Raw genomic sequence first — 24,490 nt, forward strand, 5'->3', positions numbered from 1 at the left:
AAACTCCTAAATCTCTTTTAAGTCTTCGTCTTTGAACCCAAAGAAATATGTCAAAGCGAAGCCGGTTGCAATTGCAATGACGTTTACCAAGATATACGGTAGCAATTGACTGTCCAAGTACAAAAGAATTCCCGGGATAACAGTGATAGACATGCCTGAGCCTGCTAATTGCAAGATATTGGCAACAAAACCACCGACTGCCCCACCGATTAATCCCATTACGAATGGTTTTCCATACCGTAAGTTGACTCCGAAAATAGCTGGTTCCGTAATTCCTAAGAAAGCAGATAGTGCGGATGGGAAAGCCAAAGCTTTTAGTTTCACGTTCTTCGTTTTCAATCCAACAGCTAATGTCGCGCCACCTTGAGCTGCCATCCCACTGGTAATAATCGCGTTAAAGGGGTTCTCTCCCAAGTTCGTCAACAATTGAACTTCCAAGAAGTTGAAGATATGGTGAACACCTGTCACAACGATGACTTGGTTCAGTCCACCGATAATTAAGCCGGCCAAACCAAACGGTAGTGATAGTAGCCATTGTGTTGCGTTTAAGACGACTGTTTCAAATGAGTGGAAAATTGGACCAATAATCATTAAGGACAGGATACTCATAATTAGCAATGTCAAAAATGGCGTAACCAGTAAGTCAAATGTCTCAGAAACAACTTTATGTAATTTCTTTTCGAGCTTCGCGCCAAGAATTCCGGCAATAAAAGCTGGAAGAACCGTTCCTTGATACCCCACAATCGGGATAAAACCAAGCAACATAATAGGCGAAGCATCCCCCGCCGCAACAGCATAAGCATTTGGCAAGGACGGATTTACCAACATCAATCCAAGAACTATCCCAATAACCGGACTTCCACCGAAGACCTTAAATGTTGACCAAGCAACCAAAGCAGGTAAAAATGCAAAAGCAGTATCAGTTAATACTTGTGTATAAAGTAAAAAATTCTGACTAATTGAATCAGGCGTCATCCCGAAAATGTCTAGAATTTGCGGTTGCGTCAAAAGACCACGAAGTCCCATAAATAATCCAGTTGCCACTAACACTGGAATAATTGGAACGAACACGTCACCAAATGTCCGAATTGCGCGTTTGAAGAAGTTTCCTTCCTGCACTACTTGTTTTTGTTCAGAACGTGATACTTCGGCAACACCTAATTTTGCAACCTCATCATAAATCTTGTTTACTGTACCCGTTCCAAAGATTATTTGATATTGGCCTGAGTTGAAGAAAGCCCCTTTAACCTTATCAATATTTTCAACCCGATCTTTGTCAATCAACTTCTCGTCATTGATCATCACACGAAGCCGCGTCGCACAATGCGATACGCTGGCGATGTTCTCCTCTCCTCCGATAGCCTGAATAACCTCTTTTGCAATTTCTCTGTTCTCCAACTTTGTTTCCTCCTTTATTTCCGGTACCGGTCCCACAATGCCTCAAAATAAATGAGGGACCGGTCCCTCATTGACTTTCTTAGAATTTACCATGTTATGAATACGCTGTCAAGCGTTATCAACAACACTGTCTCTTTTTAAAAATGTCACAGCGATTATACTTTCCCTCGCAATATCTCTTCCTTGAATCTGTGCAAATAAATTAAAAGCAGCCGTTTCACCCACTAATTCGTGGTGGAAATCCATCGTTGTCAATGGCGGCGTTAAAAATTCACTGAAGGCGTACCCCCCGAATCCCGCCAACGAAATATCTTTGCCAACCATCAACCCCAGTTCATGCGCAGCGCGATAAAATCCCATGGCCATATTGTCGGTCGCACAAATATATAAAGTTGAACGTGGTTTTTTAAGCAAATCCAACGCCAAATAATAGTTGTCTTTCGTCCGAAATGTTGACATCACTTCGGTAACAGACACGCCCGCTTCCTGAAACGTTTCCCTGATACCGCGTTTGCGTTCGACACCGATAGAATAATCATTTTCAGTAACACCGATATACGTCACCGTTTGATGATTGAAAGAAAGTAAATGCGAAGCAAGCTTCTTCCCCGCTGCATAATTGTCGTGATTGACCGAAAAAACATCCGCGTGGTTCTGCCCTATAAAAAGAATCGGAACCGAGATTGCTTCTTGCGCTTCAAGGTGCTGCGGTGTAATTTCTGTTGCAATTAAAATAATGCCCGCCACTTTATTTTGCATGAGACTGTAAATACTTTCAATCTCTCGTTCAACCGCCAAGTCCGTATTGGATATCAGAATTTGATAGCCCTCCTCCCGAGCCGTTCGATTAATACCGTCCAACATACTCATCGCAGACGGGGAATCAATCCGAGGAATAATGACCCCGATAAAGTTACTCTTGTCTGATTTCAATGTCCGTGCAAATTCATTTGGAACATAATTGTACTTCTCAATCACTAATTTTATTTTTTCAGCTGTTTCTTCACTCACGTAGCCATCATTCAGATAGCGCGAGACGGTACTTTTGGATACGCCAGCTTCTTGGGCAATTTGTCTGATTGTGATCATAATGCCACCACCTTTTCAAAATTCATCTTCATTTTATCATAGAATCGAAAAAGCGCGTGCGATTCTTTGTCGTGGGGTGTGTTTTTGAGCACGTTTACGAGACGCTAAACTCCCCCCCTCGATAAAGCCGAGGAGAGGAGTTTGTGTCACGCGTTATACAATTTCTTCAACTGCTGCTTCTTCTTTTATTTCTGATATCTGAGCAGTCGCACTTAATGTTTCATTTAATTCAGCCAGTTTAGAACCAACATTACTATTTCCAACATAGTTATTAATCAAGTCGGTTAGATCCAACCCCATCGTTTCTTTCAAACTTTCCTGGATCCCCGCAAGTGTTTTTGTTGTGTAGCCACTTACTTGTGAAACACCGTTTCCTTCACCGCCATCAATAATCGTAATTTTATCGATATTACTAATTGGCTCAGCTGCAGCTCTTACAATTTCTGGATAGACTTTCAGTAACTCAAGCATAATTGCCTGTTGACCATAGGCTTTGTAGGCTTCTGCAAGTTTTTGCGCTGCTTCTGCCTTTGCTCTACCCACTTCCGAAATACGCAATGATTCTGCTTCTGCATTTGCTCGTCCGACTTTTTCGATACTGTCCGCTTCAGCTAGGGCATTTAATTCAATTTCTTTCGCGCTTGCTTCTGCGTCCAAAATCCGCTTTTGTTTATCGGCTTCGGCACTTTGCACATCCGCATATCGTTTAGCGTCAGCTGCTTTCTCAACTTCAGCTTCTAATTTCTTAGCCGCCAAGAAAACTTCTTCCGTTTCAATTTCAATTTGTTTTCTACGCTCAACAAGTTCAATTTCTTTTTGCTTGATAACCAATTCTTTTTGCAATTCAGCATCTTGAAGCTGATAAGCTTTATCAGCGATGGCTTGTTGAATGTCTTGTTCACGCTTGTACTCTGCTAACTTCAATTGCTTTTCTTTTTCAGATAGGGCAATTTCACCCGCACGTCTATTTTCTGCTTCACGTGCCTGCATCATTGCGTCTGCTCTTTGAATTTTGGTTGTTTTTTCTGCTTCCGCTTCAGCAATTTCAGCATTCTTCTTCACTTCAGCAATTTGTGGACGACCCAAGCTCTCTAAATAACCGTTTGAGTCGGTTACATCTTTGATTGTAAATGATACAATCTTTAATCCCATTTTCTCCAAATCTTGCGAAGCAACTTGCTGAACTTGCGCACCAAATTCATCACGTTCACGGTAGATTTCTTCAACAGTTAAACTCCCTAAAATAGCACGCAAGTGACCTTCTAATACTTCTTGCGCTTCTTCTTCCAATTCATGCGTTTCTTTTCCTAAATATTGTTCAGCCGCAGTCGCGATTTCTTCCACTGAAGAACCAACCTTGATGATAACTGTTCCCGTTGCGGAAATCGGTACACCTTGTCTGGTATAAACTTCACTTGCCGCAACTTCCAACTTGCTGGACATTAGTGAAATACGTTTTCCTTGTTGGAAAATAGGCCATAGGAATGTCCCTCCACCGCGGACAATTTTCATTTTATTGTTTTCTCTATCTGTAAATACACTCGTTCCTTTTCCTAGAAAACTCCCACTAACGATCAAAGCTGTATCAGGCGATACCGTGACGTAACGACCAATGATTGCAACTAGAAATACAATGACGATTACTGCTATACCAATCCAAATGATATAATTTTCCATTCATTATCCACTTCTTTTCTATAGTTTCTTTATTTTCCCCAACGACTCTCCAACGGGGGTAAAAATTCTTTTATTTCTTCCGGTGAAACAAAGACAATTGCATCCTTGACATCTCGAACACGAATCGCTTGACCTGTTTCAATCCGTAATAACTCTTCTTCGCCTTGCTGGTGATAAATTTTTGCTGTCGCCGCTACATTCCCGAATACAGTGTATAAAACGACTTCACCCAAGCGCTCTTTCGTAAGAGCAACAGTTACCTTCCCAGGCTCCCCAATATAATTTTTTCGGGACAAAAGCGCATTTGTCTCTGCTTTCTCCTGAAATGGAACAAAGACAAAAACTTTTATGAAAATAATTGCAACAGAGACACCTAAAAAAATTCCTGTTAAGAGAAACATATTATTTTGTGCATCCTCACTCATTTTGGTCATAAACATTCCCACAATGAATAAACTGATAAAAACGTCACAAATATCGTAGTACTCCAACGTCAAGAAATCTTTAATGGGGATGGATACAACTGCACCTACTATTCCGATGATCATTATAATATTCGCAGTTGTTAGAGACTCAATAATTGCTTGCAATTCGCCCACCGCCTCTCAAATTACGTGAAATTGCTTACATTCTTTAAACAACTTAAGCATACTACAAAATAAACAACATGTATATTTATTTTCAAAAAATAATAATGAATCCATCTCTGTAAACAACCTGATTGCAGAGATAGACTCACTATTCAATTTACAGCTTTAGCAAGAACCATGAATCACAATTTTATGCGGAATCACAATCCTTTTAATCGGTTCATCATTATTTACAATTTGCGCGACCAACTGCTTAACTGCCTCTAGTCCTAAATCAAAAATATGAATATCAACAGATGATAAAGATGGACTCGAAAGTTCAGAGAGAATGGTATTATTAAACCCCATCAACGCGACGTTTTGCGGCACTGTTAAACCTTGTTCATGCAATGCTTGTAACACTTTCACAGCCAAAAAGTCATCTTCTACTAAGATAGCTGTTGGTGGAAGTATGCTAGCCATCAGCTTTTTTATCACGTGGTTCTCATCCTTTGATTGGATTTCATTTTGAATGATATATTCCTGACGAATGGGTATCCCGGCTTCTTGTAAAGCTTCCTTATACCCCGATATCCGTGCAATTGTCATCGTGAAACTGTCCTTCGCACCAATAAATGCAACTTGTTTATGACCGTGATTCAAAAATGTCTGAGTCGCTTCTTTCGCCGCAGCGACGTTATCGTTATCGATCCACGTAATCTTACTGGAAGCTATTGAAGGCTGACCAATCACAACAAACGGAAATTTTTGAGCTAGTAAATACGCCATGATTGGGTCATCTATCCGCGAATACAACATTAAAATACCATCTACGCGCCTCCCTTGTACCATATTAATAACATCGTTTAAAATTTCCGTCTCATTTTTCCCTGTTGTTAATTGAATACCATATTTATGTTCATGCGCACCTTCACTGATTGCACGCAATACCTCCGTAAAAAAAGGATTCTGAAAAGCACTATTGCCAGAACTAGGAAAGACAATCCCCACAACATTCGTACTTTGATTAACCAAACTGCGGGCAATGAAATTGGGATGATACCCCAATTCATCCATAGCTTCGCGCACTTTCATTTTTGTTTCTTTACTGATTCGGGGACTGTCAGAAATCACCCTTGAAACAGTTGACATCGAGACGCCCGTTGCCTCAGCAACGTCGCGGAGCGTAACAGCCATCAAATCACCCTTTCACGGCGCCAGCAGTAATACTCTTGATGATATGTTTTTGACTGGATAGGTAAAAAACAATAACAGGAATAATGGCTAGTACGAGTAAGGCCATTAAAGCACCATAGTCGGTATTACCATAAGAACCTTGTAAATATTGAATCGCAATTGGAATGGTCTTATACTCGGTACCCAGTAAAAGATAAGGTAACAAGTAGTCATTCCAAATCCACATCGCATTCAAAATCGAAACCGTAATGACCGTTGGCTTCAAGATAGGTAAAACCACTAAGAAGAACGTCCGAATCGGACCGCACCCGTCAATAATCGCTGCCTCTTCAATTTCTTTCGGTACTGATTTGATAAAGCCGGTAAATACAAATACCGATAAACCTGAGCCGAATCCGAGGTAAACAAACACAATGCCCAACGGATTATCCAAATGCATTTGGTTCGCAAACCACGTCAATGTAAACATGACCATTTGGAATGGCACAATCATTGAGAAGACAAATAAATAATAGAGTGCCGAGGTAAATTTGTTCTTTACGCGGACAATAAACCACGCTGTCATGGATGTTAATAGAACGATGGTCCCAACTGATAAAACAGTAATCAAGACGGAATAGCCAAATGCATACCAAAAATTAACTGTCTCGATTCCTCGTATGTAGTTATCCAAACCGACAAACGTCGTACTATTTGGTAAGGAGAACAGATCTTCACTGATATACAATTTCCCTTTGAAAGAGTTAATAAAAATCAACAGAATTGGCGCTAAAAAAATTACTGCCAATCCGAGTAATACCACAAACCAAATTTTATCGCGTCGGGCTTTGTTTATTTTTTCATTCATCAGTGTTCGACCTCCTTACTGCGCGTTAAGTAAACCTGCGTAATGGCAATGATACCGACCAGGATGAAGAAAATGACTGCCTTCGCCTGTCCGACACCTTCCCACCCCATCCGACCATAGAAGGTTTTGTAAATATTCAAAGCCAACATCGTTGTGTTCTCAGCCGGAGCTCCATTCGTTAATGCCAAGTTCTGATCGAAAAGTTTAAATGAATTCGTCAGTGTCAAGAATAAGCAGATGGTAGCTGAGGGCGTCACCAATGGAATTGTCACATTTTTCAGAATTTGTAGTTTGCTGGCTCCATCTATTTTGGCAGCTTCAAACAAATCTTCGGAAATGTTTTGAATCCCAGAAATGTAAATAACCATCATATACCCAATCAATTGCCAGTTCATCATGATAACCAAGCCCCAGAATCCGTAGCTTGGATTGAAGGTAATCGTGACACCAAAGTTATATAAAATAGAGTTAATAATTGCCAACCAAACATATCCTAAAACGATTCCGCCAATTAAGTTTGGCATAAAGAAAACCGTTCGATATAGCTTTGTTCCTTTAATTGTTCCTGTTAAAAGTAACGCCAACAAAAACGCCAAGATATTAATAGATACTACCGAAACAACCGTGAATTTAACCGTAAACCAAAGTGCACTTACAAACGTTGGATCTGCGAAAGCTTTTTTATAATTCTCAAAGCCAATCCATACCGCATCACGAACCGTATTAAACTCCGTGAACGATAAATACACACCTAGGATAAACGGAATTAAAAACGCAATGATAAAAGCGAGCAGTGTTGGCAGTACAAATATGGGAAAATATTTTTTTAACGACTTATGCATCGTTAATCCCTCCTATATAAGATAAAAGACAATTAGTCTTCCCAGAGTAATCCAAGAAGACTAATTGAGGAATGATTTTATTGTTGCGTTAAAGCTGCTTCACGTGCCCATGCATCCACAACTGTTGTTTCTACCTCATCCCATGTTGCTTGATCTTGTGCATACATCAGTAGACCGTTACCAAAGTCATTCTTGAATGCTTCACTTGGGAATGTCGTAAATGTCCAAGGAACACTGTATTTAGATTCATCGTTCATAGAACCTAAAACGTCTTGTGCCAATGGATCAGTTGGGAACTCGTCTTCACCAAACGTATTGAAGGTTGGAATAAAGCCGAATTGGTTGACAACATAGTCTTTACCTGTTTCAGAGCTATACATCCACTCGATAAAATCAAGAGAAGCTTGAATATCTTCTTCAGATGCTTGGCTGTTTACCGCCATGAAGTTTTCAGTTCCGATTGCCAAACCTTGATTTTCTTCGCCCTCTACACCCGTGTAGATTGGCATGAAGTGAACATCTTCTTCATTTACAACGTTCCCTTCTGTACCGCTGATTTGACCCCAACCCCAGTTACCATTTTGAACCATTGCAGATTGGCCAAGTGCAAACTCAGTCATAGAGTCTGTCGTTGTTTTTGCGCCCAGAAGTCCCGGTGCGTTTGTGGAGTTGTTGATGTATAAATCAAAAATGTTTTGGTATTGTTTACCATACTTGAATGTCAGTTCGGACATTGTATCCACGTCCGCATCACGGTATTCATAGTAGACTGGCAAATTCGCCAAATGCGTTTGCCATCTCCATTGGTCTGTAGAAGCTAAGGAAGTTGAGGAGAATACGCCTTGAATACCTAAATCGTCTTTCAAAGCTGTCATATCTTCTACAACTTCTTTCAATGCATCAAAGTTATTGATGTCATCTACTGAATCGAAGTCAGTTGCTTTATTATCTAAAGCAAAATAATCTTCCATAATTGCTGCATTGTAAATGATTCCGTAGCCTTCAACGGTAATCGGAATAGCAGCGACACTGTCATCTGCACCGGTGATAGCCAAATCTTTGTCGACTAGCCAGTCATAAACGTCAGTATCCGCCAAATCTAAGGTATAGTCTTGCCAGTTTTGATAACCGATAGGACCGTTAATAAAGAAAATAGTCGGAGGTGCTGATTTTGTAATTTCTGATTTCAAAGTTTGTTCATAGGTTCCGCCCGCAGCTGTAACCATTTTTACTTCTACACCTGTTTCTTCGGTATAAGCTTCTGCCAAATCCTCAATTGCATCTGCAATTTCAGGCTTGAAGTTCAAGTAATAAACGGATCCGCCACTTGCAGTCTCAGTAGAATCGGCTGTTTCTGAAGTTTCAGTCGTGCCATCTGTCCTTGTTACGGATTCTTGTTCTTCTGTTTCGCCCCCACCACAAGCTGTCAATAAAGTAAGTAAACTAACGGTTGATAATAAAGATAAAACTGATTTTTTCATCATGATTCTCCTTGTCCTGTTTTATTTAAATGTACGATGATAAAATAATTAATCTTTACAGCCTAAAATGCTCGACGCTTGCACCTCCCTTGGATATACTACCTTGTTAAAATCAGCTTTGGCTCCTCTCACCAAATTTGGAAACCGAACTTTGGAAACGGTTTCATTTTGAATTAAAAATTTACTTGCTGTTAAACAAGAATAAAATGTTTTTGAGCAAGCGTTTGCATTACAAATTAAGAATAGCACTATTTTTAATTTCTAGCAATAATAATTCGACAAAATGTTTGATATTTTTTATTACGGTTTCGAGATTTATGACTTGCATTTACTTTTAGTAAGTGTTATTATATTCATAGTGTTTCGAACACATATATTTCATATTCGAAGGAGAGTTCATTCATGTCACAATTTACTGATTTAGTTAGAAGCCGTCGTACGCGTTATGCGATTGGAAACAACACAGAACTTACAAAAGAAGAAATCACTGCTCGCCTACGCGAAGTAGCACGTGAAATTCCTACTGCAAGCAATAGCCAAACAAGCCGTTTAGTTCTTGTTTATGGTGAAGATAACGAGAAACTTTGGGATCACATCATGGAAGTACAAAAAGATGTCATGCCTGAAGGAATGTGGGAAATGATGTCAGGCGTTATGCTTGGAGCAAAAGGTGCTGTTGGAACAATCTTGTTCTTCGAAGACCTGGATGCTGTTGAAGCAATGCCAGCTCAAGGCGAACGTGCTGAAACATACAAACAACATAATAATGCAAACGTCCAATATGCATCATGGTTGGCGTTGACTGAATTAGGTCTAGGCGCAAACTTACAACATATGAACGTCGGCCATAAATACGGCTTCGATAAAGGCATTCTTGAAATGTTCAACTTACCAGCAAACTACGAATTAGTGGCACAAATGCCATTCGGTTCAATCGAAGGCGACGCAAATCCAAAAGAATACATCGCTGACGACGTACGCGTCCAAGTAATCGGCGAATAATAGTGAGAATGCGCACTCCCCTATCCTGGGGGGTGCTTTTTTTGTGCAAGTGGGGTGATTGGGTGTGGCTGGCCTACTCACACTTGCGAGTGAGCTCATTTGCATAATATGGCTCACTCAGAGAGGAAATTTATTTTGAGTGAGCTTTTTTCTTTAATAAAGCTCACTCAAACATATAAAACAGCTTGAGTGAGCCATTTAAATCAAAAAAGCCTACTCACGAGAATGAGTAAGCCCCTCAATTATTTATTTGGTTAATCCCAATATCAATTCACGATAAATATCAAAGAACGCAAGATAATAATCTTTGCGCACATATTCATCCGTTTTATGGGCCATCTTTGTTTCACCAGGTCCGTACATCATGAACGGGAAGTTTTTATCCTTGCCACGCAACAGATTGGACGCATCTGTTACCCCAGGTGAACCTTCTACTTTAATATCCAGATTCAGATGTTTTTTGCCTAGCTCTTTTGTCAACTCAACCATGTCCGATTTCCCAGTCGTGAAAACACTTGGCAGAGACATCGTAACTTTCACTTCAATTTTCGAGCCTTCTTGGTTATATTTCTCAGCTGTCTCTTTGAATAATGCGATGACTTCGTCGTTATCAAATTCTGCGATTGTGCGTACGTTAATTTCCGCCACTGCTTTTTCTGGGACAGAGTTCACTTGGTTTCCGGCATTTAAAATGGTTGTGCTCATCACTAATTTGCCTAGAACCTCGTTACTGCGTGGATCGTTATTCAGTTTCTCGTCCAATTCCAACAAGTATTTCATAATTGGATTAATCGCATTGTAGCCGTGGTTTGGCATGGAGCTGTGCGCCGCTTCACCCAGAGACGTAATGCGGAAGTTCAAAGAACCTTTGTGCGAATAAATGATCGTTTCCGGGGATGGTTCAGCCACCCATAAGTAATCCACGTCGTCCATGTAGCCTTCTTCGTAAAGTTTCTTGGAACCTGCTCCTCCAACCTCTTCACCAGTCGTTGCCATGAAGCGAACGGTACCGTTCTTCAACTCATTGTTAGCTTTCAATTCAATCATCGTTAGTGCCAAGTTGACTAGCCCAGATTTCATGTCATTCGTGCCACGACCGTATAGATTGCCGTTGCGTTCAGTCATGACAAATGGATCAGACTTCCACTCACTCTCATCCCCCGCCGAAACCACATCCATATGACCGGAAATACCGATCACCGGACTGCCGCTACCAATTTCTGCGACTAGGTTTACACGTGTTTTAGTAACTGGAACGATTTTGGATTCAATGCCATACTCAGCAAACAAATCCTTTAAGTAATTTGCTACCTCTATTTCATTCTCGTTGACTGATTTAATTGCTATTAAATCTGCAAGTATCTGTAATTTCTCTTCTTCTGTAAAGCGTTTCAAAATAATTCCTCCCTATATAAGAAACTAATCGTTGTATATAAACCATATCACATATATTATTTTTTTGTTGCTATACGGAACCAAAGATAGAAGTTAAATAAACTTTCGAAAATATGTTAATTTTTATCAAATGGCATTTACTCTTAAACCACGTAACAAAAAAAGAGCCCAAAACATTGTTAATTCAATGTTTTGGTACTCTTTAAATTTATTACCCCACAGACCCTTCCATCTCATAGGCAATCAAACGATTCAACTCTACCGCATATTCCATCGGCAGTTCTTTGGTGAATGGTTCGACGAATCCCATGATGATCATTTCAGTGGCTTCTTGTTCGCTGAGTCCGCGACTCATGAGGTAGTACAATTGTTCTTCAGATACGCGTGAGACTTTGGCTTCGTGTTCTAATGCAACGTTTCCGTTATGAATTTCATTATAGGGAATTGTATCGGATGTCGATAGGTCGTCCATAATAATCGTGTCGCACTCGATATGTGAAATCGATCCTTCTGATTTCTTACCGAAGCGCACGGTTCCACGGTAGTTTACGGCCCCGCCGTCTTTGGCGATGGATTTGGAAACAATGGAACTGGATGTGTTTGGTGCGTTATGCATCATTTTCGCACCGGTATCTTGAATTTGACCTTCTCCTGCGAAGGCAACTGTCAGCATCGTCCCACGTGCACCGCGTCCGTTTAGGTACACACTTGGGTATTTCATGGTTGTTTTGGATCCTAAGTTCCCGTCAATCCATTCCATCGTCGCATTTTCAAGTGCGTGTGCGCGTTTCGTCACCAAGTTATACACGTTGTTCGACCAGTTTTGAATGGTCGTGTAACGGCAGTATGCGTCTTTTTTAACGACAATCTCAACGATTGCGGCATGGAGAGAGCTGGATGAGAATGTTGGTGCAGTACACCCTTCTACGTAATGGATACTGGCGCCTTCGTCCACAACGATTAACGTCCGTTCGAATTGTCCGGAACCTTCGTTATTCATCCGGAAGTATGTCTGCATTGGCACATCACAGCGCACACCTTTTGGTACGTAAATAAATGTACCACCGGACCAGACTGCTGAGTTCAAGGCTGCTTCGAAGTTGTCCGTTGGTGGAACGACTGTGCCGAAGTGCTCTTTGAATATTTCCGGGTATTCTTTCAAGGCTGTATCCGTGTCGGTAAAGACGATACCCATTTTTTCAAATTCTTCCTTCATACTGTGGTAAACAGCTTCGGATTCGTATTGCACCGAAGCACCGGCTAAATACGCGCGCTCTGCTTCTGGAATCCCGATTCTTTCGAAAGTTTCTTTGATTTTATCCGGAACATCATCCCAGGTCCGTGCTACTTTATCGGTAGCGGTTTGGTAATAAGTAATGTCATCGAAATCCAGTTCGGATAAATCGGGACCCCAATCTGGCAATTTAGACTTTTGAAAGACTTCTAATGATTTTAACCGGTAATCCAACATCCACTCCGGTTCATTTTTCTTAGCGGATATTTCCCGGACGATGTTTGCATTCAACCCTTTTCCAGTTGAATACACAATCTCGGCTTCATCCCGAAAACCAAATTTGTAATCGTCTAGTACAGGTACGTCGCTCATATGGATTCCTCCTTCAATTCGTGGTCTGGGTTCAGTAGGATGCGTTCTAATGCCTTCCAAGACAACGTTGCACATTTAATCCGAGCTGGAAATTTAGCAACGCCACCCAGTACTTCCGCATCACCCAAGTGTGATGGCTCAGATTTTTGACCTTGAACCAACAATAAGAATTCTTCTATGATTTGCTTGGCTTCCGCCATTGTTTTCCCTTTGATAAGCTCCGTCATCATACTGGCACTGGCGGTACTAATGGAACAGCCGTGTCCGGAGAATTTTGCTTCTTCTATGACATCATCCGTTATTCGTACATGTAAAAGAATGACATCCCCACATGTCGGATTATGCAATTCAAGGCGCCCGTTCGCATCGGATAATTCACCGAAATTACGTGGGCTGGATGAATGATCCAAGATGACTGCCCGGTATAGATTTTCGAGTCTAGATAAGGCCATGTGTGAAAAACTCCTTTACTTTAACTAATGACACCAGAAACTGCTCTGCTTCTTCCTGTGTATTATAGAAATAAAAGCTGGCGCGTGCGGTTGCATGAACGTCTAAGTGACGCATCAATGGCTGCGCACAATGGTGGCCGGCCCGAATCGCAATCCCTTCCATGTCAAATCCAGTCGCCACATCATGCGGATGGACACCATCAATGTTAAAAGTTAGGATACCCGTACGCTTCTCGGGATCAGTCGGTCCAAAAAGTGTAATCCCTGCAATTTCTTGAATCTTCGGCAAAAGGTAGCGCATAATCTGGTGCTCATGTTCTTGAATTTCTGTCATTCCGATTTCATTCAGATAATCAATGGCAGCCTTCAAACCAATTGCGCCAGCGATATTTGGTGTTCCCGCTTCAAACTTATAAGGAAGCGGAGCCCACGTGGCTGTTTCGTCATAAACAAAATCAATCATCTCACCGCCAAATTCGACGGGAGTCATTTGTTCTAGTAAGGCTTCTTTTCCGTATAAAACACCGATACCTGTTGGGCCACTCATTTTGTGTCCGCTAAAGGCAAAGAAATCAGCATCCAATTGTTGCACATTAACTGTCATATGCGGCGTACTTTGTGCGCCGTCGACGACGATGTATCCGCCCACCGCATGTATCAATGCTGCGAGTTCCTTAATCGGATTAATTGTTCCCATCACATTTGATGCTTGCGTCACTGCCAGTATTTTCCCTTTTGAAGAAATGACCGTCTGTGCCGCAGTCACATCCACGCTGCCTTCTTCGGTTAGTGGTAGATAAACGAGACGTGCTTGTTTTCGTTTCGCCAGTTGTTGCCACGGAACCAAGTTTGAATGGTGCTCCAAAGCTGTGATGTAAATTTCGTCCCCCTCTTCAACAACCTGATCACCAAATCCTTGTGCGACCCAGTTCAATGAAGTCGTTGTCCCACGGGTAAAAAGTACTTCTTTTGTGGAGGCGGCGTTGATAAATGCACGTACTGTTTCTCGAGCCTCTTCGTACTGTTTCGTTGCCCGTTCACTCAGCGTATGAACGCCGCGGTGAACATTGGCATTGTCATGTGCATAATAATTTTCAATGGCAGAAATAACCTGTTTTGGCTTTTGTGTCGTAGCTGCATTATCCAAATAAATGAGCGGTTCGTCATTTACTGTTTGAAACAAGATTGGAAAATCTTGTCTCACTTTAGCTATCTCCATCAGTTCTCAGCCCTTGTCAATTTTTTATCAATCATCTCAACTAATTCGTCTCGGATTTCTTTCAAAGGAATCGCAGTAATCACTGCTCCCAAGAAACCGCGAATCACAAGACGTTCTGCTTCTTCTTTTTCAATCCCACGACTTAACAAATAGAACATTTGCTCCGGGTCTACTCTCCCGACACTCGCTGCATGTCCGGCCGTTACTTCATTCTCGTCAATTAACAAAATAGGATTTGCATCACCACGAGCGGATTCTGATAGCATTAATACGCGACTTTCTTGTTGCGCATCGGCTCCTTTTGCTCCTTTGATGATATGACCAATTCCGTTAAACGTCAGTGTTGCGCGGTCCAAAATAACGCCGTGCTGTAAAATGTGTCCAACCGAATGATTGCCGTAGTTCGTTACCCGCGTATTAATACCTTGGATTTGGCGTTCTGTGGAAATAGCAACAGCTTTAATGACACTGTTCGATCCATCGCCAATTAAATCAGAATCAAAGTCGGCAATAATGTTTCCGTCGTTCATAATACCAATCGCCCATTCAATCACAGAATCGCGTTCAAGATGACCGCGGCGACTAATGAAGGCAGTTGTATTTACTCCTAGGTTATCGACAGCCGAGAACTTCACTTGTGCGCCTGGACGCGTCACGACTTCAACAACGATATTTGCGCTGTTTTTTTCTGTTCCCTCTGTAATGTATTTCTCTACATACGTAACCGAGCTATTTGGTTCAGCCACAATTAAAATATGCTTGTTCATGGCTTCTTTCACGAAACTATTTTGAACGAATAAGGCTTCTAATGGCTCTTCAATCACAACATTTTTAGGGATGTATAAGAAAACACCACTGTTCATATACGCCGCGTGATAGCCCGTCAATTTATTTTCATCAGGCTTAATAGCTTTCGTCATGTAGTATTTCTCTACGAGTTCCGGATAATCCTGTAAGGCGGTAAAAATATCGGTAAAGATAACGCCAGCTTCAATGAGTTCTTGCGGGAGTTGTTCCATGATGGTTTCTTTCCCATATTGAACAATCTTCGCAACGTCACCGCTCCCGTATTGATACTGTTGGCTGTTGATTAATTCTTCACCGTACTCGGCATTAATCACATCGTCTGTCAAATTCCAACGATGAAAGTTAACCTTTTCAATATCGGGTTGCGGCAAAGTCTCATATGTACTCAAATTAGCGAGACGGAGATTATTCATCCAAGTGGGTTCTTCTTTGAAAGCTGATAGCATGCGTACTTCAATTTCACTCATCTTGGCTCCTCCTAATCTTCGTCTAGTTCGATGTCTAAGCCTAATTCGTCGCGGATCCCACGATAGCCTTCCGCTTCTAAGCGTTTCGCCAAGCTGGCATCGCCTGATTTCACAATTTTTCCGTCCATCATAATATGCACAAACGTCGGCTCGATGTAATTGAGTAAACGTTGGTAGTGCGTAATAATTAAAACACCAAATTCACCACTCAACATTTGATTAATCCCTTTTGATACAACCTTCAAAGCATCGATATCCAATCCGGAGTCAATCTCATCCAACAAAGCAAATGTTGGCTCAATCATCATTAATTGCAAGATTTCATTGCGTTTCTTTTCCCCGCCTGAGAAGCCTTCATTTAAGTAACGTTCGGCCATTTCTTCCGGCATGTCGAGAGTCGCCATGTGTTCGTCTAGTTTCTTAATAAAATCCATTACGGACATCTTATCGTCCTCGGCGCGACGGGCGTTAATTGCTGCGCGCATAAATTGTGCATTGGTAACACCAGTAATTTCGCTTGGGTATTGCATAGCCAAGAATAGTCCAGCACGTGCACGCTCATCTACTTCCATTTCTAGGACATTTTCACCATCCAACAATACTTCCCCTTCTGTTACCGTGTAGCTCGGGTGTCCCATAATTGCTTGAGATAGCGTTGATTTACCGGTTCCGTTTGGTCCCATGATGGCATGAATTTCGCCTGATTTTATAGTTAGGTTAACACCTTTTAAGATTTGTTTATCTTCGATTGCAACATGTAAATTCTTAACTTCTAAAATGGCCATCGTTTTACCTCCCAAAATTATTAAATCTATCTTACCCTTTTTCAATTAGAAAAGCTTTTAAAATCAGTTGAATGCGGCATTAATTTCTTCAATCATTAAGTGTGTGGATTCCAAACCGCCTCCGGATAGATACCACAAATCAGGAGATAAGACAATTATACGTTCATTTTGTGCAGCGTTTGTTTTAGTAATAAAGGCATTATCTAATAACTGTAAATTTTCAGCTGTATCTACTTGAATAGCTTGTGAGCGGTCGATGACAAACAGAATATCCGGATTGATTTCTAAAATGCCCTCGTAACCAATTGTTTGTCCGTGTGTAGATGTTTCAATCTCAGCATTTACAGGCGTGAATCCAAAGACATCGAAAATTTGTCCAAAACGTGAGCCCGAACTAAAAGCGGAAATAGCACCATCGTTTACTAATAATAAAAGAGCTTCCTCTTCTTTGAATGCTGTCGTTTTTTCTTTCAAGTCTGCAATCTCTGTTTCCAATTCCGTCACTTTCGGTTCTGCATCTACTCCAAAAACATCTGCAATCACTTGAATGTTGTGTTGAACAGAGCCCCAGTAATCTGTTTGATCAACAGAAAGCTGTAAAACCGGTGCAATTTCTTGCAATTGTTCAGAGAAATCAGCTAAACGTCCAGAAATGATAATCAAATCTGGCGCAAGTGTAATCAGCTTTTCCATGTCCGGTTCTTTCAAAGTTCCGACATTTTCCATTTCAGAAACAGTATCTTTTAAGTAACCAGGTACATTATTAGTCGCTGCACCAATGATATTCTCGGATAATCCCAAAGCATTCATTGTATCCAACATACCGAAGTCATAAACGACGACACGTTCCGGTTGGTATGGTATTTCCTGTTCACCGATTACATCCGTGACGGTGACGGTGACGGTTTCTTTAGCGACTGTTTCGGATGTTGGTGCTTGGCATGCTCCTAAAAATAGAAGTGCTACTAAAAGTGTAAGGAGTTTCTTTGTCATATAGGTTCCACCTTTGTCTAGCTCATATGGTATAAGCAATATTTTTTACCTTTAATTATTTCAACTTCCATGTCGACATCAAACACTTCTTTTAAATGCTCGGAACAAATCACTTCATCGACCGTACCTGAATGACAAATCTTGCCGTCCTTCATTGCGATAATATTATCTGAATAAGCAGCAGCAAAGTTGATATCATGTAGAACAACTAAAATGGTCTTGCCCAATTCGTCCGCCATATTCCGAATCGTCTGCATCACGACAATGCTTTGCTTCATATCTAAGTTATTGAGCGGTTCGTCCAGCAGGATATAGTCTGTATCTTGGACCAGTATCATCGCCAGGGCTGCGCGCTGAAGCTGCCCGCCGGATAAGGTATCTAAATACCGATCACCGTAGCTTTCTAAATCTAAATACCCCAACACCTTATCGATGACTTCGTAATCTTCCGTCGTCAAGCGCCCTTTGGAGTAGGGAAAACGGCCAAAGGACAACAGTTCACGCACGGTCATTTTTACTTGGTATGTATTTTGTTGTTTCAAAATGGCGATTTCCTTCGCAAGTTCGTCAGTCCGCCATTTCGTAATTTCTTTTCCTTTAATTAAGACATGCCCACTGTCTTTACTTAACAGACGGCACATTGTTGATAGCAACGTGCTCTTCCCTGCTCCGTTTGGCCCAATGAATGCAGTAACGGTTCCTTGTTCGAGTTCTAAGTTAATATCTTTTAAAATGCAGGTCTCGCATATATTTTTACAAAGATTATTTACCTTCATGCTTTTTTCCGCTCCTTCCAGAGTAAGACAAAGAATAGAATTCCACCAAACCATTCAATAATGATGCTGGCATTCGTTTGAAATTGGAAAACTTGTTCAACCATGAATTGGCCCATTAAGAGTGCTATAAAACCCAGTAAGCTGGTTGCCAGAAACAAGACATCCATGCGGTACGTTCGAAAGAGCAGATAGGCCAAGTTAGCTGTCGTAAAGCCAAGGAACATCATGGGTCCCACTAAAGCGGCAGAAACAGCTGATAGAATAACGATTTGGAGCAGGACTTTCTTAATTTGCTTATTGGTATCAATTCCAAGGTTAACAGCCTGTTCGGTTCCCATTCTCAGAACTTCCAAGGTTTTGCGATTGTTCCACAAGGAAATAATAATCGGAACAACCAACAAAATGGCCAGGATAAGGACAAGTGTGTTCACATTTTGAAACGTTGGAAAGAGTTTCATTTGCAAACGATCGTACTCGTTGGGGTCCATGAGTACTTGAAAAAAGGTAGAAATGCTGCTGAAAAGCATTCCAATAACCATTCCAATTAATAGAACACTATGTAGGTCATAGCTGATGTTTTGCCATGAGAAGCGGCTGAGGGCCCAAAAGCTGAGAACCATAATCGCAACGACCAACAAAAATTGCGTGGCTGGCAACAACGTGGTTTGAATGAAACGAAAACCAAAGAAATACAACAGCGTTTGAATCAAACGGTAAAAGGACTCCATTCCTAAAATACCCGGTGTTAGAAAGCGACTATTGACGATGCATTGAAAGGCTAGCGTTGAAATGGAACTGCTCACCCCCACTAATAGGAAGATAAGCACCTTTTTTGCTCGTAATTGTATAATTAACGGGTATGCAAAAGTATTTCCCCAAAAGAGATAGAGTAAAAATGTGACGACCGTAATAATGAGGAGTGATTTAAATGGAAACTGACTCTTTTTCATACGCGGCGCACCTCCTTAAACAACAAATACAAGAAGATAGCCCCAGCAATAATTCCCAGTATTAATTGCACCGGCACTTCATAGGGAGCAATGAGGGAACGCGAGATAATATCGCATATGAGGAGAAAAAATCCACCTGTTAAAGCAACTTTTTGATGCGTTTTCTTTATGTTATCACCGTATTTCATGGCAATAATATTCGGAATAATCACTCCCAAAAATGGTAGACTGCCTGCTGTAATCAAGATAACTGCAACAGTCACAGAAACGAGGAGACTGGCCGAACCGACAACCCATTTGAATGAAATACCTAATGATTGGGCAGCGTCTTCTCCCATTCTAACGACCGTTAAGTAATCAGCGAAGAAATATAAACCAATAACGAGTATTAAAGCAAAGTAAATCAGTTCGTATTGCCCTTGGATAATCAGAGAAAAGTTCCCTTGTAACCATGCGGCAATATTTTGATTCAAATCGTAACGAAACGCTAAAAAATTACTAAATCCTCCGACTATATTTCCAAACATCAGTCCCAATAAAGGAATGAGGAGTTGTTTCTTCATAGGGAAGCGACTGGTTAGAAATAAAAAGAACACTGTTCCTATCGTGGCAAACGCAAATGTAAAGAGCATTTCCCACATTTGGGTCATATTAGGTAAGACAATCATTGCGAGAACCATTCCTAATTTAGCGGACTCTACTGTTCCGATTGTATCGGGCGCAGCAAAGCGATTTTGCGTAATCGTCTGCATCACCATTCCGGATAAAGCCAATCCTGATCCGGCCAAGAACACACTAACAGTTCGGGGGATGCGGGATGATCCAAAAATAAATAATGCGTCCATATCCCCAGTCACAATACTTCCCACTGAAATATCGGCTGTCCCGACAATTAACGAAAGAAGGACTATGAGAATGAGCGGTATTATTCGTATCAGCTTTTTGAGCATAAGCATGACTCATTTCTATCTATATTTTCAATTGAGAATCATTCTCAATTGAAATTAAAAATAATAAGGGATTTGGTTCCCTTTACTTTGAAACTATGTGAGGATAAAAACATAAAAAATTGAAACACTATTCTTCTAAGTTTTAAGAGACATAACCATTACTAATAGTAATGAATACCCTTAAAAGGTATCATGAAGATTTGAAATCGTCAATGAAAATTATGATTATTTGTTCAATATCGAACATGCTTCCTCTCTCATTGTTTTGTAAGAGTATTGCTGTTTCAAAATATAGATATTTATGTCATACTAGATAAGATAATTTTTAGGAGGAGGCTTTCGATATGAAACCAATTATTGGCGTATCCGGGACGCAACTATTGAACCCGGCAAGAGGATTTGAAGGAACGTTGGTGGCTTATACACCGCAAAACTATATCGACACAGTCCAAGGCGTAGGAGCGACTCCTATTATGTTACCAGTTGGAACTGCTGAAGACGCAAAAAACATGGTTGCACTTATTGATGCATTAATCCTTACAGGTGGGCATGACGTGAACCCAGCATTGTATGGAGAAGAACCTCATCGTAACTTGACTGGTATTTTCCCAAAAAGAGATGCGTTTGACTTCGCTCTATATGCTGCTGCAATTGAAAAGGGCATCCCTGTTTTGGGTGTGTGCCGCGGATTACAAATCATTAACGTGTATCATGGTGGGTCTTTATACCAAGATTTACCATCACAATACGGTGATGAACTATTATTACATGTTCAAAAAGCACCTTTTGATATTCCGATGCACAGCATCTCTGTTCAAACTGAGAGTCGTTTATACGAGGCAGTCGGCGCACATACAAGAGTCAATACCTTCCATCACCAAGCTATCAAGCAGTTGGGCAATGATTTAAAGGCTGTTGCACATAGTGTAGATGGTATTGTCGAGGCAATTGAATCTGCTGATCCAAACATTGATATGATTGCCTTGCAATGGCATCCAGAAATTATGGCAACTACAGATACAGCAAACAACCGTCTCTTTGAAGACTTGGTTGCGCGTGCTGCGAAAGCAAAACTAAAATTAAGTTAATGAATAGAAAAAGACCATCCCCGAGTGCGCGCTCCGGAATGGTCTTTTTCTTATGTGTGTGGATATAACGTCATTAAAGCTTGATTGACATGGCTTATAGGCAAACCAATAACACTGGTATAATCTCCTTTTACTTCTTTAACCCAGATACTTGGCATTTCTTGAATGCCATATGCCCCTGCTTTATCCATCGGGCTCCCGGAACGAATGTACTTCAACACTTGTTCCTCAATGGTATCCGACCACTCCCAGAACGTGACTTCTGTTTTAACAGAAAAGTTTTTTTGGTGTGTCGTATTCATGATATGGACACCGGTAATAACACTGTGTGTTTGACCAAAATAAGAACGTAACATGGCAAAGGCTTCTGCTTCATCAGTCGGTTTCCCTAAGACACGGTCTTTAAAAAGAACCACTGTATCTGCACCAATGATGGTAGCGTCCGGGTTGGCAATAAAAATCTTTTTAGCTTTCTGCTTTGCAAGTTGCTCCACTAATAACGTGGCCACTTGAATAAAGGGCTGATCTGCATTTTTTTGAAGGATATTGTCCGTCACTTCTTTCTCATCAACATCTGCTACTTGGATATCAAAATCTGGCGTGATAAGACGTAGCAAATCTTTCCGACGTGGTGATTGACTGGCTAAAATTAGTTTTTGCTTCATTCTTCATTTCCCCTTTAGAGTGAATTGCCCATTAAAGCTGTCATTTTTCGTTCGATTTCAATCCGACTCCGCAAATAGAGCTTTATACCGCTGAGTGAAACGCGCTTATGTAAAGCTTTCGGTTGGAGATGCATCGTTTCCGCCAAATCAACCTGTCGAAATGAATCATGGTAGGCTCCCATTTCAATTGTCCCAGCCAACAAGTCTAACTGACTCTGAGTCCATTTGAATTTCATATATTCTCCCAAAGCGATGGTCTCATTGATGAGTGCTTCATCTGGGTGTTGTTTGTAATTGAATCGAACAGCGTTCATTCCATAATCGTCGTTTGTTTTGAGTTCTTCCAATGCGGTACGGGCGTTCCAGTAAGCGGGGCCATCTATCCCGGCACTGAATCTGGGATTTATAGGCGTGATAATTGTCCCCACTCCTATCCCAAAATAAAGGTCGACGCCAATCGTTTTCATTGTTAAAGAGATTGTATCCATTATTTCAAAGAGATTCGTGCCACTCTTTAAGAGCCCTTGGAATTCATCTCCAATCGTCAGTGTAAATTGTGCGACGATTCGATTCGGGTATTTTTTATTGATATATCGAAGTGAATTGCTCAGTAAGCTATGTGCTTTTTGACGTTCGTGTTGGTTGATAGCTTTCGCGTTTTTAATGTTTCCTATCATGGCAAGGTACATTATCTCAACTCCTTTATAATAGGGTAACATATAAAACCTACTAAATAAAGGGGTGTATTACACCCTATTATTTAGTAGGTTTTTATATTAACGCCTTTAAATAGGCGTATCGTTATCTGAAATATTGGTCGATATAGTTCACTTCTTCTTCTGGTGTCAAGAGCCGCTTCGCTTCTCCAACTGTTCCGCCCTGTAAGTTCCAAATATAATTATGTACGTCTACAGAATTGGTAAAGTCTCCTCGTAACCATTGTTCCAAAGCATTCTGATAGAACACTGCATGATCATATTGCGTTGTATTTAGCACACTCTGCATCTCAAGCAAGCGTTCTTCTGTGATTTCCAAAGTACCCCATTTCGGTGTAGCATGTACTTTCTGATGGGTCATTTTATGAAGAGCATCCATAAATGCTTCTTCCCTGGGCACAGTTCGGCTGCCAAAAATATCTTCTCGTACTTGCAAATTTTCAGCCGCTTCTTCTTTACTAGAACTCGATTCAAATGTCGCGGACTCGTTTGTTTGATTCGCTACTCCAATCGATTCTGTTTCAGGCTTGCTTGTTTCAGAGCCTTGACTGTCGCCGAATAAATAGTTTGCTCCTACTAAAAAGACAATGACCACTAAAAATAAGAATATCAAGCTTTTTAATTTTTTGGATTTCAAATAACACACCTCCTTCTTACTAGCGATTCGCTACCTTAACCATAGCTTTCAGAATGAATAGAAGCAATTGATTTGGATTACTAACAAAAAAGGCCCTGAAATCAGAGTTTTTACTCTAACTTTCAGGGATTTATTTCGTCTTTTTTGAATTAGCCTTCAAAGCCTGATTCATTCAACAAAGCTTCAAATTCAGTTGAAGAAACATCCGTCAGTTTCGCAATCCACGTCTCTTCACGTTTTGTACTGTTAAGCAAACTAGGTTCATCTTCTAATGCTTCGTTCACTGCAATAATTGTTCCCGAAACAGGAAGAGTTAATTCCGTAACAGCTTTCGCTGCTTCGACACCAATAAGTACGTCGTCTATTTTAACAGCACCTTCAGATGGCACGTCTACAAAACTTACTTCGCCTAAATCGTCCTGTCCTTTGTCAGAAAGTCCAATTGTCACGGTGTTGTCTGTTTTTTCAAGCCAGAATCCTTCTTCACTGTATTTAATGACAGTCATTATATCCCTACTTCCATAATTCGTTAAACGTATCTTCATTATAACCCACTGATACGTTATTTTCATCATATAAGAACGGACGACGAATCAACATGCCATCACTCATTAATAAATCTAATTGCTCATCTAGCGAAAGGGACTCAAGCTTGTCTTTCAACTCTAATTCTTTGTAAAGATTTCCACTGGTATTGAACAAGCGTTTTACTGTCAGTTTCTCATTTTCTAAAACATCACGTAACACCTCACGTGGGGGTGTCGTTTCTTTAATGTTCGTCCATTCATAGGCAATACCTTCTTGTTCCAACCATTTCTCAGCTATTTTACAAGTCGTACAGGTTGGATGTCCATAAAACTGAATCATCGTTTTACCTCCTCA

General features: G+C 40.8%; 25 protein-coding genes. 2 read left to right on the forward strand and 23 right to left on the reverse strand.

Annotated elements, in window-relative coordinates; all coding sequences use genetic code 11:
* Nucleotides 1–6: 6 nt before the first annotated feature.
* The 8 genes from G7058_RS01510 to G7058_RS01545 all read right to left on the reverse strand — a co-directional run bounded on the left by G7058_RS01510 (nt 7) and on the right by G7058_RS01545 (nt 9,100).
* On the reverse strand, nt 7–1,398 hold the full coding sequence (locus G7058_RS01510; RefSeq protein WP_166061879.1) for a sucrose-specific PTS transporter subunit IIBC: 1,392 nt from the start codon (nt 1,396–1,398) through the stop codon (nt 7–9).
* A gap of 108 nt (nt 1,399–1,506) precedes the next feature.
* On the reverse strand, nt 1,507–2,487 hold the full coding sequence (locus G7058_RS01515) for a LacI family DNA-binding transcriptional regulator (protein ID WP_166061880.1): 981 nt from the start codon (nt 2,485–2,487) through the stop codon (nt 1,507–1,509).
* Nucleotides 2,488–2,640: 153 nt separating this feature from the next.
* On the reverse strand, nt 2,641–4,164 hold the full coding sequence (locus G7058_RS01520) for a flotillin family protein (protein WP_166061881.1): 1,524 nt from the start codon (nt 4,162–4,164) through the stop codon (nt 2,641–2,643).
* A gap of 29 nt (nt 4,165–4,193) precedes the next feature.
* A complete protein-coding gene (locus G7058_RS01525) occupies nt 4,194–4,754 on the reverse strand; it encodes a hypothetical protein (protein ID WP_166061882.1) in 561 nt (186 codons plus the stop codon).
* Nucleotides 4,755–4,919: 165 nt separating this feature from the next.
* Nucleotides 4,920–5,930: a LacI family DNA-binding transcriptional regulator gene (locus G7058_RS01530; RefSeq protein WP_166061883.1), complete on the reverse strand. Its 1,011-nt coding sequence runs from the start codon at nt 5,928–5,930 to the stop codon at nt 4,920–4,922.
* Between the two features lie 4 nt (nt 5,931–5,934).
* Nucleotides 5,935–6,777 (reverse strand): carbohydrate ABC transporter permease, encoded by an 843-nt coding sequence (locus G7058_RS01535; protein ID WP_193567964.1) that lies wholly within the window; start codon nt 6,775–6,777, stop codon nt 5,935–5,937.
* Nucleotides 6,777–7,619 (reverse strand): carbohydrate ABC transporter permease, encoded by an 843-nt coding sequence (locus G7058_RS01540; protein WP_166061884.1) that lies wholly within the window; start codon nt 7,617–7,619, stop codon nt 6,777–6,779. Before G7058_RS01540 ends, G7058_RS01535 begins: the two co-directional genes overlap by 1 nt.
* A gap of 77 nt (nt 7,620–7,696) precedes the next feature.
* Nucleotides 7,697–9,100: an ABC transporter substrate-binding protein gene (locus tag G7058_RS01545; RefSeq protein WP_166061885.1), complete on the reverse strand. Its 1,404-nt coding sequence runs from the start codon at nt 9,098–9,100 to the stop codon at nt 7,697–7,699.
* A gap of 402 nt (nt 9,101–9,502) precedes the next feature.
* On the opposite strand from G7058_RS01545, the gene G7058_RS01550 reads away from it, so the two are divergent.
* Nucleotides 9,503–10,102: a nitroreductase family protein gene (locus G7058_RS01550; RefSeq protein WP_166061886.1), complete on the forward strand. Its 600-nt coding sequence runs from the start codon at nt 9,503–9,505 to the stop codon at nt 10,100–10,102.
* 246 nt (nt 10,103–10,348) lie between these two features.
* On the opposite strand, the gene G7058_RS01555 is transcribed toward G7058_RS01550, so the two are convergent.
* The 10 genes from G7058_RS01555 to G7058_RS01600 all read right to left on the reverse strand — a co-directional run bounded on the left by G7058_RS01555 (nt 10,349) and on the right by G7058_RS01600 (nt 20,502).
* Complete coding sequence (locus G7058_RS01555) at nt 10,349–11,497, reverse strand: ArgE/DapE family deacylase (protein ID WP_166061887.1); 1,149 nt, start codon at nt 11,495–11,497, stop codon at nt 10,349–10,351.
* 211 nt (nt 11,498–11,708) lie between these two features.
* Entirely contained in the window at nt 11,709–13,103 is a 1,395-nt protein-coding gene (sufB, locus tag G7058_RS01560; protein WP_166061888.1) for a Fe-S cluster assembly protein SufB, read from the reverse strand.
* A complete protein-coding gene (gene sufU / locus G7058_RS01565; protein WP_166061889.1) occupies nt 13,100–13,555 on the reverse strand; it encodes a Fe-S cluster assembly sulfur transfer protein SufU in 456 nt (151 codons plus the stop codon). Before sufU ends, sufB begins: the two co-directional genes overlap by 4 nt.
* Complete coding sequence (locus tag G7058_RS01570) at nt 13,542–14,777, reverse strand: cysteine desulfurase (protein WP_319593437.1); 1,236 nt, start codon at nt 14,775–14,777, stop codon at nt 13,542–13,544. Before G7058_RS01570 ends, sufU begins: the two co-directional genes overlap by 14 nt.
* Entirely contained in the window at nt 14,774–16,048 is a 1,275-nt protein-coding gene (gene sufD, locus G7058_RS01575; protein WP_166061891.1) for a Fe-S cluster assembly protein SufD, read from the reverse strand. Before sufD ends, G7058_RS01570 begins: the two co-directional genes overlap by 4 nt.
* 11 nt (nt 16,049–16,059) lie before the next feature.
* Nucleotides 16,060–16,833: a Fe-S cluster assembly ATPase SufC gene (gene sufC / locus G7058_RS01580; RefSeq protein ID WP_166061892.1), complete on the reverse strand. Its 774-nt coding sequence runs from the start codon at nt 16,831–16,833 to the stop codon at nt 16,060–16,062.
* Between the two features lie 63 nt (nt 16,834–16,896).
* Entirely contained in the window at nt 16,897–17,826 is a 930-nt protein-coding gene (locus tag G7058_RS01585) for a siderophore ABC transporter substrate-binding protein (RefSeq protein WP_166061893.1), read from the reverse strand.
* Between the two features lie 17 nt (nt 17,827–17,843).
* Nucleotides 17,844–18,602 (reverse strand): iron ABC transporter ATP-binding protein, encoded by a 759-nt coding sequence (locus G7058_RS01590; protein ID WP_166061894.1) that lies wholly within the window; start codon nt 18,600–18,602, stop codon nt 17,844–17,846.
* A complete protein-coding gene (locus G7058_RS01595; protein WP_166061895.1) occupies nt 18,599–19,552 on the reverse strand; it encodes an iron chelate uptake ABC transporter family permease subunit in 954 nt (317 codons plus the stop codon). Before G7058_RS01595 ends, G7058_RS01590 begins: the two co-directional genes overlap by 4 nt.
* A complete protein-coding gene (locus G7058_RS01600) occupies nt 19,549–20,502 on the reverse strand; it encodes an ABC transporter permease (RefSeq protein ID WP_166061896.1) in 954 nt (317 codons plus the stop codon). Before G7058_RS01600 ends, G7058_RS01595 begins: the two co-directional genes overlap by 4 nt.
* Before the next feature lie 344 nt (nt 20,503–20,846).
* Here G7058_RS01600 and G7058_RS01605 point away from each other — a divergent pair, with 344 nt between their 5' ends.
* Nucleotides 20,847–21,590: a gamma-glutamyl-gamma-aminobutyrate hydrolase family protein gene (locus G7058_RS01605; protein WP_166061897.1), complete on the forward strand. Its 744-nt coding sequence runs from the start codon at nt 20,847–20,849 to the stop codon at nt 21,588–21,590.
* Nucleotides 21,591–21,640: 50 nt separating this feature from the next.
* Here the strand turns inward: G7058_RS01605 and G7058_RS01610 are convergent, their stop codons facing one another.
* The 5 genes from G7058_RS01610 to G7058_RS01630 form a co-directional block, all read right to left on the reverse strand.
* Nucleotides 21,641–22,255 carry a Maf family protein gene (locus tag G7058_RS01610; protein ID WP_166061898.1) on the reverse strand — a complete coding sequence of 205 codons (615 nt, stop codon included), beginning with the start codon at nt 22,253–22,255 and terminating at the stop codon, nt 21,641–21,643.
* A gap of 14 nt (nt 22,256–22,269) precedes the next feature.
* Entirely contained in the window at nt 22,270–22,944 is a 675-nt protein-coding gene (locus G7058_RS01615; protein ID WP_166061899.1) for a SatD family protein, read from the reverse strand.
* A gap of 112 nt (nt 22,945–23,056) precedes the next feature.
* Nucleotides 23,057–23,608: a DUF6241 domain-containing protein gene (locus G7058_RS01620; RefSeq protein ID WP_166061900.1), complete on the reverse strand. Its 552-nt coding sequence runs from the start codon at nt 23,606–23,608 to the stop codon at nt 23,057–23,059.
* Between the two features lie 149 nt (nt 23,609–23,757).
* Nucleotides 23,758–24,114, reverse strand: coding sequence for a glycine cleavage system protein H (locus G7058_RS01625; protein ID WP_166061901.1), 357 nt, complete (start codon nt 24,112–24,114; stop codon nt 23,758–23,760).
* Between the two features lie 7 nt (nt 24,115–24,121).
* The gene (locus G7058_RS01630; protein ID WP_166061903.1) at nt 24,122–24,475 is read right to left on the reverse strand and encodes a Spx/MgsR family RNA polymerase-binding regulatory protein; all 354 of its coding nucleotides are present in this window, start codon (nt 24,473–24,475) and stop codon (nt 24,122–24,124) included.
* Nucleotides 24,476–24,490: the final 15 nt, after the last annotated feature.

Source organism: Jeotgalibaca porci (genome assembly GCF_011299095.1).
Taxonomy (GTDB): Bacteria; Bacillota; Bacilli; order Lactobacillales; family Aerococcaceae; genus Jeotgalibaca; species Jeotgalibaca porci.